This window comes from Ideonella sp. P3_A4 (genome assembly GCF_056403075.1).
On sequence record NZ_JBFUGE010000405.1, the window covers coordinates 1 to 5,464 of the forward strand.

The 5,464-nt window shown below is 65.1% G+C and carries 7 protein-coding genes; all 7 read right to left on the minus strand.

What is annotated here, in order from left to right; genetic code table 11:
* Window positions 1-571, minus strand: a 571-nt coding sequence (locus AC1DYI_RS25255) for an SDR family NAD(P)-dependent oxidoreductase (RefSeq protein ID WP_477206887.1), incomplete at its 3' end; no start/stop codon positions are given.
* Between the two features lie 107 nt (window positions 572-678).
* On the minus strand, window positions 679-1,641 hold the full coding sequence (locus tag AC1DYI_RS25260; RefSeq protein ID WP_477206888.1) for an MBL fold metallo-hydrolase: 963 nt from the start codon (window positions 1,639-1,641) through the stop codon (window positions 679-681).
* A gap of 42 nt (window positions 1,642-1,683) precedes the next feature.
* Window positions 1,684-2,898, minus strand: coding sequence for a tetratricopeptide repeat protein (locus AC1DYI_RS25265; RefSeq protein ID WP_477206889.1), 1,215 nt, complete (start codon window positions 2,896-2,898; stop codon window positions 1,684-1,686).
* A gap of 89 nt (window positions 2,899-2,987) precedes the next feature.
* The gene (locus AC1DYI_RS25270; RefSeq protein ID WP_477206890.1) at window positions 2,988-3,407 is read right to left on the minus strand and encodes an ExbD/TolR family protein; all 420 of its coding nucleotides are present in this window, start codon (window positions 3,405-3,407) and stop codon (window positions 2,988-2,990) included.
* 13 nt (window positions 3,408-3,420) lie between these two features.
* Window positions 3,421-3,852, minus strand: a complete 432-nt coding sequence (locus AC1DYI_RS25275; RefSeq protein ID WP_477206891.1) for an ExbD/TolR family protein — start codon at window positions 3,850-3,852, stop codon at window positions 3,421-3,423.
* 113 nt (window positions 3,853-3,965) lie between these two features.
* Complete coding sequence (locus AC1DYI_RS25280) at window positions 3,966-4,796, minus strand: MotA/TolQ/ExbB proton channel family protein (protein WP_477206892.1); 831 nt, start codon at window positions 4,794-4,796, stop codon at window positions 3,966-3,968.
* Between the two features lie 110 nt (window positions 4,797-4,906).
* Window positions 4,907-5,464 (minus strand): energy transducer TonB (locus tag AC1DYI_RS25285; RefSeq protein WP_477206893.1); only part of this gene is annotated, 558 nt, incomplete at its 5' end.

The window sequence follows — 5,464 nt, forward strand, 5'->3', positions numbered from 1 at the left end:
GGATGTGGTGGTCGGCCAGTGCCAGCGCCATCGCGCGGGTCAGCTGGTTGATGCCGCCCTTGCTGGCGTTGTAGCTGGCGATGCTGGCAATGGCCATGGAGCCGTTGACCGACGACATGTTGACGATGGCGCCACCTTGGCCCTGGCGGACCATTTGCTGCGCGACCGCCTGGCCGACCAGGAAGGCACCCTTGAGGTTGACGTTGATGACTGCGTCCCAGTCTTCCTCGGTGACCTCGAGAAAATCGGYCGCGCGGAAGATGCCGGCGTTGTTGACCAGGCCGTCGACGCGGCCGAATGCCAGCGCCGTTGCGGCCAGTGCCGCGTCGACCTCGCTCTTGCGGGCCACGTTGCACGGCATTGCTTCGGCGCGGCCACCAGCGGCGCGCAGGCGTTTCGCCAACGCTTCGGCGGCGGTGATGTTCACGTCCCACAAGGCGACCTTGGCGCCCTCGGCCACGAAGCGCTCCGCGCAGGCGGCGCCGATGCCTTGCCCACCGCCGGTGATCACGATCACGCGGCCATCCAGGCCAAAGTTGGGGCGGGTCGAAGAGGGGCTGTTGGTCTGCATGGCGAGAACGCCGTCGGTGGCGGTGCGTTGGCGAAGAGGGATCGGTCAGTGTAGCGGCCGGGTTCGGCCGCGAAGCGCTGGTGCGGCTTGTCCCCGGCGCGAAACGATCAGCGTTTTTCGCGGTCCAGCCAGACCGCCATGCCCTGCGCATTGAGCTCGATGTCGACTGCCAATACCTCGGCAATCGCGTCGTCTGCCAGAGTACACCCGTGCGCGCGCGAACTGCTCAGGTACAGCGCGCGCAAGCCTTGGCGCAACGCTTCGTGGCGTTGCGGATCGTCCCGCAGCGCGCGGCCGAGTGTGACCACTTCGTCCAGCACCTGCAGAAGCTGGCCACCGAGCGCCTGCACCTCACCAAGACGGCCGTAGTGCGTCAGATAGACCGCCTCGGGCGCATGAGCCAGCAGGCGGCCGATGGAGACACGCAGCGCGTCGGGCTGGAACTGCACCGGAGTCGACGCAGGGAAGATCCAGGGTTGGCCGGCCGGGTTGTCCAGCTCGCGGTACGAGATGCCGAAGGTGTCACCGGTGAACCAGCCGCGCGAGACCGGATCCCAGATGCAGTGGTGGTGCAGCRCATGGCCGGGTGTGTCGATCAGCTCCAGCGTGCGTGCACCGAGTGGCAGCGTCATGCCGTCTGTGCTGGTCTGCACACGGCTGGCGTCGACACCGACCAGTTCGCCGTATGAGCGTTCCATCTCGGCCTGGCCATAGACGGCGAGGGCGCCCTGGTACAGCGCGCTCGGGTCGATCATGTGGCGTGCGCCGCGCGGATGGACCAGCAGCCGGGCTTGCGGCAGCGCCTGCATCAGCGTGCCGACGCCGCCGGCGTGGTCCAGGTGCACATGGGTCGGGATGACCCAGTCGACCGCGTCCAATGGCAGCCCCAAAGAGGACAGGGCGCCCAGCAAACGCGGCAAGGCGTGCCGCGTGCCGGTGTCGACAAAGGCTGCGCGACCCTGGTCGACAAGCAAAAAGGCCGCGTCGAAACGCGGCCTGTGGAAGCCGGTGTCGATGGCGTAGACGCCATGACCCAGCGCTTGAAGATAGTCGTCGGCGGGCGAGTTCATCACTGATTCTCGCCGCCAACGGTTTGCCGCCAACGTTCGTCGTTATTGCGGCGCCAGCACCGCGTACAAGCGGCCCAGGTCGGCTGCACCGTCGGTGCCCTGCACGCTGCGCAGGGTCTGCTGACCCTTCGAACGGGTCTTCGGGTTTTGCGCCAGCGCCTGACCCAGACGCAGCTTGGCGTCTTCGGGCCGCTTCAGGCCGTCTTTCGCGATGCCTTGCTGGATCAGTGCGGCGCCTTGCTCGGCCTGGCCCATGCTGGCCACCACGGTGCCGATCTGGACCAGGTCGTTGCCGTCCTTGGCCGCAGTGGCAGCCGCGATGTTCTTTTCCAGGTTGGCGCGAATTTCGGCGTCTTGCTTGTTGGCCAGGTCGCGCAGGCGCTTGTGACGCTCGGCTTCGGCGCCGGTGCCCAGGGCGCCCGAGGCGAAGCCCTTGTCGACGACGACCTTGGCCTCGGCGGCGTAGCCGCTTTGCAGCGACAACTGGGCCATCTCCATGAACTCTTCGGTCTTGGACAAGTTGCCCGTCGCCAGCTTCAGGCGCAGCACGTCAAGCGCGAAGCGGTCGGCGAAGCCGGGCTTGCGGGGCAGGCGGCCCAGCAGCGCGTTCCAGTAGTCCTTCTTCGGGTAGTAGGCGACCAGCTTTTCCAGCGTCGCGCTTTGAGCAGCGTTGGAGTTGGTGTGCTGATAGGCATCGGCCAGGCGCAGCAGGTCGTCTTCGGCCGGGCGGCGGCCGGCCTGTTCGGCAGCGGAGACGGCCGCGGCGGAATCCTTCGCGATCGCTCCGTAGTCGCCGCTTTGCGACTGCAGGTAGGCCTGAAGCTGCTTCAGCTGCGGGCTGCCGGCACCCAGTTGCTGGGCTTTGTTGGCCCACTGAGTGGCCTTGGCGTTGTCGCGGTTCTGCGAGTAGGCGAAGGCCAGGGTCTCGGCCACCTGGGCCTGCTCGGAGCCGCCGAGCTTGCCGGAATTGAACACGGCTTCGAACGCCWGGATGGCGGTGCCGTTGTCGCCAGCGCGTTGGGCGGCGGCGCCCTTCATGCGGTCGATCATCAGCTGTTCCTGGGCGTTCTTGCCACCGACTGCGTCGGCTTCACGAACTTTGGCCAAGGCTTCACGGGCCTTGCCGGCTTTCAGCAAATCGCTGGCTGCTTGCAGCGGCTTGCCCACATCGGGGCGAACGGCCTGGGCTTGGGCCACGTTTACGCAGCCGGCGGCGATCAGGGCCAGGGTCAGGGCTCGCAGGGATTTCATAGACATGGGTCCGGATGAGGAATGGTGTCGCCTTCAAACGCAAACGGGGACCGAACCGCTGACGGCCGATCCCCGGCTGGATGGTCGAGCGACGTTCAGTTCGCGAACTGTTCGTTACCGACGATACCGATCTTGGTGACGCCCAGGCGCTGAGCTTCGGCCATCACCATGGCCACATACTTGTAGGTGACCAGCTTGTTGGGCTTCAGGTGCACCTCGGGCTGATCGGGAATCTGAGCCGTGCGGTACAGGCGGGCCTGCAGGTCAGCACGGTTCAAAACCTGTTCACCGTTCCAGTTGATCGTGCCGTCGAAGTCGACATCAATGCGGACGACTTCGGGCGGCTTGGTCTGTGGGGTGTTCTGGTTGACCGGCATGTTCATCTTCACCGCGTGCGTCTGCACGGGGATGGTGATGATGAACATGATCAGCAGAACCAACATCACGTCGATCAACGGCGTGGTGTTCATCTCGACCATCATGTCGTCATCACCGGCGCCAACGCTCATTGCCATGGTGGGGTTCCTTTCAGTTCTTGGGCGGCGGTTCAGTGATGAACCCGACCTTGGCAATGCCCGCGCGTTGGGCAGCGACGATCAGGCGGCCCACCGACTCATAGCGCACGTTCTCGTCACCGCGGATGTGCACTTCGGGTTGGGGTTCCTTGATCGACTCTTTCTTCAGCGCCTCGACAAGGACTTCCATGTCGGGCATCTTCTTGGTGTTCCAGTAGACGTCACCGTCCTTCGACACCGCCAGCAGGATGTTCTCCGGCTTGGTCTGGGTCGGAACGTTGATTTCCTTGGGCAGCGTCAGCTGCACCGACTGGGTCACCACGGGAATCGTGATCAGAAAGATGATCAGCAGCACCAGCATCACGTCCACCAGGGGCGTGGTGTTGATGCTGGAGTTCATCTGCTCTTCGTCGCCGGCGTCAGCCGCGCCTACAGTCATGGCCATCTCGAATTCCTTCGCTCGTTCGCAAGAGGGGCGGCAGCTTTACCGCCGTGCCACCCAGAGGGAAGGGCTTCCCTCTGGGGGCAACGCCGCCTGAGCGGCGCCGTGGGCCCCAATTACTTCTTGCCAGCCAGCAGCACGTTGTGCAGGTCGCCCGAGAAGGCGCGAACACGTTCCATCGCACCCTTGTTGCGGCGGATCAGCCAGTTGTAGCCCATCACCGCGGGCACCGCGACGGCCAGGCCGAAGGCGGTCATGATCAGCGCTTCACCCACCGGGCCGGCGACTTTGTCGATCGAGGCTTGGCCGGAGATGCCGATCTGCGTCAGGGCGTGGTAGATGCCCCAAACGGTACCGAACAGGCCGACGAACGGCGAGGTGGAACCCACGGTCGCCAGGAAGGCCAGGCCGTCTTGCAGGCGGCTGTTGATGTTGTCCACCGAGCGTTGAACGCTCATGCCGATCCAGGTGTGGCGGTCGATCTGTTCGACCAGGCTGCCTTCGTGGTGGTCAGCTGCCTTCAGGCCTTGTTCGGCCATGTAGCGGAAGGCGCTGGCTTCGTCCAGGGTCTCGGCACCCTTCTTGACCGAACCGGCGGTCCAGAAGGATTCGGCCGCGGCCTTGGCGCTCTTCAGCAGCTTGGACTGTTCCCAGACCTTCGTGAAGATGATGTACCAGCTGCCCATCGACATGATGATCATGATGACCAGCGTGCCGCGGGCGACGAAGTCACCCTGCGTCCACAGGGCTTCCAGGCCGTACGGGTTGTCGATCGTTTCCTTCTTCAACTCGGGCGTCGCCACGCCAGCCGGGGCGGCTTCGGTGGTGGCGGCAGGTGCCGAAGCGGCTTCTTGAGCCAGTGCGTCAACCGGGGTGATCGCGACGGCGCCCAGCAGGGCGATGCAGGCGGCCAGGAAGGGGGCGCGCACAATTTTCATCAAGGACATGTTTCCTCCAGGGGGCAAGGGGTCAGTGGCGCAGCGTCGTGCTGTTGGTGCAGCGATCTGCGCCTTAGTGAAAGAAAAAGATCAGGTGTGAAAGCGAAGGCTTGGCTGGATCAGTTGTCAAGCTTCCAGACGTACTCGACGTTGGAGAACGCGCCTACCGGCTTGCCGTTCTCGTCGGTACCGGGCTTGAAGCGGCATTGGCTCAGCGCTTCCACGGCCACCTTGTCGAGCTGACGATGTTCGCGGGACGAACCCGACGTACCCGTGACTTCAGCCTTCACCACGTGGCCGGTCTCGTCGATGCTGAAGCGGACGCGGGTGACCCCGGTGGCTTCAGAGCGGCGAGCGGCGGCCGGGTACTCGGGCTTCTCACAATTGGAGAAGTCGATCTGCGCAGCCTTTGCCACGCGGGGCGGGGCGGGCGGAGCAGCCGGTGCAATAGGGAGCGCCGGCGCCGGTGCCGTGGGCGGCGGCGCGACAGTGGTGGTCGGCGTGATCGTCGGGGTCTGGACCTGCGGCTGCTGGACCTGGACTTCCGGCGGCGGCATCCACACCGGCGGGGGCGGCATGGATTTCGGCGGAGGAGGTAGATTTTCCGGCGGCGGGGGCGGCGGCGGCTTGATCTCCTCGATGATCTTGGTCTCGACGGGCTTCATCGCCACCTCAAC